The organism is Acinetobacter sp. YH12152, from assembly GCF_013418285.1.
Lineage (GTDB): Bacteria > Pseudomonadota > Gammaproteobacteria > Pseudomonadales > Moraxellaceae > Acinetobacter > Acinetobacter amyesii.
In genome coordinates this window covers 1-3678 of sequence record NZ_VPCH01000099.1, presented here as the reverse complement: position 1 = coordinate 3678, position 3678 = coordinate 1, and the positions used below count along the sequence as shown (strand labels likewise).

The 3678-nt window shown below is 35.6% G+C and carries 6 protein-coding genes and 2 pseudogenes; 6 read left to right on the top strand and 2 right to left on the bottom strand.

All coding sequences use genetic code 11. From position 1 onward, the window contains the following. The 3 genes and pseudogenes from FTU83_RS16930 to FTU83_RS16920 form a co-directional block, all read left to right on the top strand. Positions 1–91, top strand: a pseudogene (locus tag FTU83_RS16930) (IS5/IS1182 family transposase); the annotation flags it as partial. 395 nt (positions 92–486) lie between these two features. After that, positions 487–909: a DNA-binding protein gene (locus tag FTU83_RS16925; RefSeq protein WP_257222671.1), complete on the top strand. Its 423-nt coding sequence runs from the start codon at positions 487–489 to the stop codon at positions 907–909. A gap of 69 nt (positions 910–978) precedes the next feature. Further along, a complete protein-coding gene (locus FTU83_RS16920; RefSeq protein WP_180107411.1) occupies positions 979–1398 on the top strand; it encodes a hypothetical protein in 420 nt (139 codons plus the stop codon). Positions 1399–1426: 28 nt separating this feature from the next. Here the strand turns inward: FTU83_RS16920 and FTU83_RS17740 are convergent, their stop codons facing one another. Together FTU83_RS17740 and FTU83_RS17735 are read right to left on the bottom strand one after the other, a co-directional pair. Next, positions 1427–1474 carry a hypothetical protein gene (locus FTU83_RS17740; protein WP_373685384.1) on the bottom strand — a complete coding sequence of 16 codons (48 nt, stop codon included), beginning with the start codon at positions 1472–1474 and terminating at the stop codon, positions 1427–1429. Position 1475: 1 nt separating this feature from the next. Next, a complete protein-coding gene (locus FTU83_RS17735; protein WP_373685382.1) occupies positions 1476–1874 on the bottom strand; it encodes a recombinase family protein in 399 nt (132 codons plus the stop codon). 423 nt (positions 1875–2297) lie between these two features. Between FTU83_RS17735 and FTU83_RS16905 the strand changes: the two genes are divergently transcribed. From FTU83_RS16905 to FTU83_RS16895, 3 genes and pseudogenes are all read left to right on the top strand, one after another. After that, positions 2298–2912, top strand: a complete 615-nt coding sequence (locus FTU83_RS16905; protein ID WP_180107409.1) for a hypothetical protein — start codon at positions 2298–2300, stop codon at positions 2910–2912. 70 nt (positions 2913–2982) lie between these two features. Beyond that, positions 2983–3402: a hypothetical protein gene (locus tag FTU83_RS16900; protein WP_180107407.1), complete on the top strand. Its 420-nt coding sequence runs from the start codon at positions 2983–2985 to the stop codon at positions 3400–3402. Positions 3403–3537: 135 nt separating this feature from the next. Next, positions 3538–3678, top strand: a pseudogene (locus FTU83_RS16895) (IS5/IS1182 family transposase); the annotation flags it as partial.

Sequence of the window (3678 nt, the reverse complement as noted above, 5' to 3'; positions counted from 1 at the left end):
TAGAGGAATTGCCACAAGATACGATAAGCTAAAACGTAACTATCAAAGCGCTGTTGCTTTAGCTTGTATATTTATATGGTTGCCTCTTTAGCTCAATTTATCGGCTGTAAATGTCAACACACCCTAATACCTTATAAGTTTAAATTTTAAAGCAATTTTAGCTACTAATTTAAATTAATACAGTAGACCTCTTGCGAAAGTATCGTTTTACCTAATTTTTAGTTTGTTTTTCACGATAGCAAATGACTAGTGTAAGCTCTAAATGATGGGTGACTAATTGTGTGCTTATACCAATCATTCGATTAACAGTCGCATTATTCAATCATCAATCAAGGTTCTAATCATGCAATAACCTAGCAACACTAGAACCGCAAAAAGCACCAAAGAATAAAAATAATGTAGTATCAGGCTGTATTCATTATCAATCATCACTCATGGCTCAACTCTCTTTAACTGAAGTGTCTAAACAATGGCAAGCTGTCGCGTTTGAATAATGGCTTGTTTGATCTTGCTGAAGTGATACGCGTCTTTGGCGAACCGTCTGCACCTGTAAAGCAATCTATTGAGTCGCCTGCCAGTAGTGCAAACGATAAAGAAATTATTTCTATACTTAAAAGCCAAGTTGAATTATTGACGAAACAACTTGAGCAAAAAGATTCTCAGATTGACCACTTGCAAAGGCTGCTTGTTGCACCTGAAACGTCCGTGCAACGTCCTAAAGCAACAACGTGCAACGATACTGAAACGCCCATAGATCAAGCCATGCAACATGATGAAACGTCACATGAAGCAAATAGCAGCGTTACAAAGCAACATGATGCAACGGTGCAAAATGTTGCATCTGAAACAACAAAAAAACCAACTATCGTTGGTCGTTTTGGTCGTGGTCTTAAAGCGTTTCTGAAGTAATTTATGCTGTGCTGTTTTACTGAATAATTCTAAAATATCCAATAGTTAAAATTTTTAGGGGAGAACTTAGTGAAATTTAAAAGAATACTGATTGGGATTATTGGTAGTGCAATCGCCTGTGGAGTTTTTGCTGACCCTGAATGGGAAAATATTTCCCGGTCGAGTGGTTTTATATTCGCCGTAGATACTAATAGTGTTACCAATGTTTCTGAAGTTGGTTATCGTCAGAATAAACAATTTTGGACTAAAGAGTTAGTTGTTGACGATCTTGAACAAGATGGTCTAGGCGTCGGAGATTACAGACTGGTTCTTAAATGGATCAACTGTAGTGATAACACTCTTGGCGAAAAAGCAATTGCTGTGTATAAAAAGCGGAAAAATCGCACTCTTAAGCCTGAGTTTTATTCGAGATCTGGCTATGAGGTAAGAATGGATCCGATCATTCCGGGAAGTGTTGGCGAATCGTTTGTTAGTCACGTATGCCCATAATATAAAAAGCCCAAAATATGGGCTTTTTTTACGAACTTGCAGTATTTAATACTCGATACACAGTAGCAACGCCCACGTCAACCGATTTGGCTATTTTTCTTCATGGCTCTTTGAACTGTTGATAATGAAACGCCCATCTCTTTAGCAACTTTTCTAAATGACGCGCCATCTTTGCTCATTGCTTCAATGATTTTAGAATCATCAATTGTTTTCTTGCGGCCCATGTATTCACCTCTTTCTTTAGCTTTGGCAATGCCCTCAGCTTGTCTTTGCTTAATGATCTGGCGTTCAAACTGTGCAGATGATGCAAGCATGTTAAACATAAGCTGTTGCAATGGATCTTGTTCACGGTCTGGACTAAACGTCATGCGTTCTTGATGAAAAACAACCGTAACGCCTTTTTTGTTTAGATCGTGAATCAATGTATTAAGATCAATCAGGCTTCGCGCCAGTCTTGAAATCTCATGCACATGCACCGTATACTCTATAGTTACATAATTAGTGATTTAAAGAGACCTAGAAAAAGAGAAATGGTATTTATTTGAGCTAATCAAAGTTGAGAAACTTTAGAATTCTTGCGTTAGTCAAATTTTAAGCAGCCAAAAGCTATATTTTATGAGGTTTTAGCCAATTCAAAAATTAGATAAACTATACTTTCGCAAGAGGTCTTTTGATTAAATAATAAGCGTGGAACGTGAAAAATCATAAAAAAAGCCCACCTTGGGGAAGATGGGCTATCAACTAGAAACTACAGCATTGATTTCTAAAGATAATTATAACGCATTTCGTATAAGGTGTATTATGTTAATTTTAGGAAATCTACAATATAAATTTTTATTAAAATCCCATTATTATTTGATAGAATCACAATCTATTTTATTAAAATTTATAGAGTTTTCATGAAAAAAATAGTTTTTGGGGTTTCGTTATTAACAGCTTTTTTTTGCACAAATGCAATTTCTGGAATCACTGTCATAAATAAGGCGATTCCTTTTAATAACCTTCCATCTGAAATCAAAACAGAAATTGAAAGTCATTACGTAGATGGTTGCAAAGAAGTCTCCGAAGACCCAGAGATGCCTAGAAAAAATCCGAAGATCACTTTTGATAAAGGTTTTATAGTTAACGTTGACTTCAATGCTGATGGTCTAAAAGATTACATAGTTAAATCATCAGAGGTTACCTGTGAAGGCGCTGTTTCTATGTTTACAGGAAACAGTGACGGATTCATCGACATCTATTTTCAGAATAAAAATGGTCAGTACGAGCATGTACTGAATTACTGGTTAGGTCGTGAAGGCTTAGAGCTAAAAAAAACGAAAGAGGGTTATCGCTTTATCTCTGAGTACAACGACAGTTACCTAGCTTGGGACAAGAAACAAAATAAGTTTTTGTCTTATTATGGGCCAGAGAAAAGATTAGATGTATTAGAAATCGGGGATGAAGATGCTTCTACAACTCAAACATCATCGCAAAGTAGTGCGATTTTAAAATCAGTATTAACTCAACAATAACGAGAAAGTTAACTGCTAGTCTTTGACTGGCAGTTAACTAATTTTTTACTAAACATTGAAAAGCATTTTTATGAAATTTTTTTTAGTCGTTCTCTTACCTATAATATTATTTAACTCAGCATATGCCTCACAGATCAGTACAATATTTATTGGTAAATGGGGAACTGACAGAGCCGCTTGTCGTGGCATAGTGAATGGTGATGATTTCAGAGTTTTAAGTATAAAAAATAGTGAAGTAAATCAGATTAAAGATGAGCGCTACGAGGGGTATTCTCATATAAACATCACCCAATTTATTGAGAGCCCTGCTAATGAACTATACGGTGTAGGATTTAGATATACATTTCATAGTGAAGAACCAGGAAGTCTTTATAGAGAACAAGAGAAAGTTCACTATGTTCTGATTGATAATAAACTATATTCAATTGATGAGTATGTTTCAGAAAATGGACAGATAGAGTCCTTCACTACTTCCTTTATAAGATGTTGATCCCACCATTTAACATAATGGGCATTATACGAAATACACTTGTATATTAATATAAATATCAATGATTTAAGAATTTCACATGGCTTTGTTGCACAAACCTATCTGTAAAGGCTTTTTCAGCGATATAATTTTCAAATGAAGAAGCCTATACACAAAATCTATCGCACAACCAATTGGCCCGCATATAACCGAGCACTCATGAGTCGCGGAAATATTGCCATTTGGTTTGATCCTGCTACGCAATGGTATGCTCCATCAAAAGGCAAACAAGGGCGA

Excerpts from the sequence above, each read along its gene's own strand:
- FTU83_RS16900 (WP_180107407.1), top strand. The coding sequence starts at position 2,983 with ATGAAATTTTTTTTAGTCGTTCTCTTACCTATAATATTATTTAACTCA.
- FTU83_RS16905 (WP_180107409.1), top strand. The coding sequence starts at position 2,298 with ATGAAAAAAATAGTTTTTGGGGTTTCGTTATTAACAGCTTTTTTTTGC.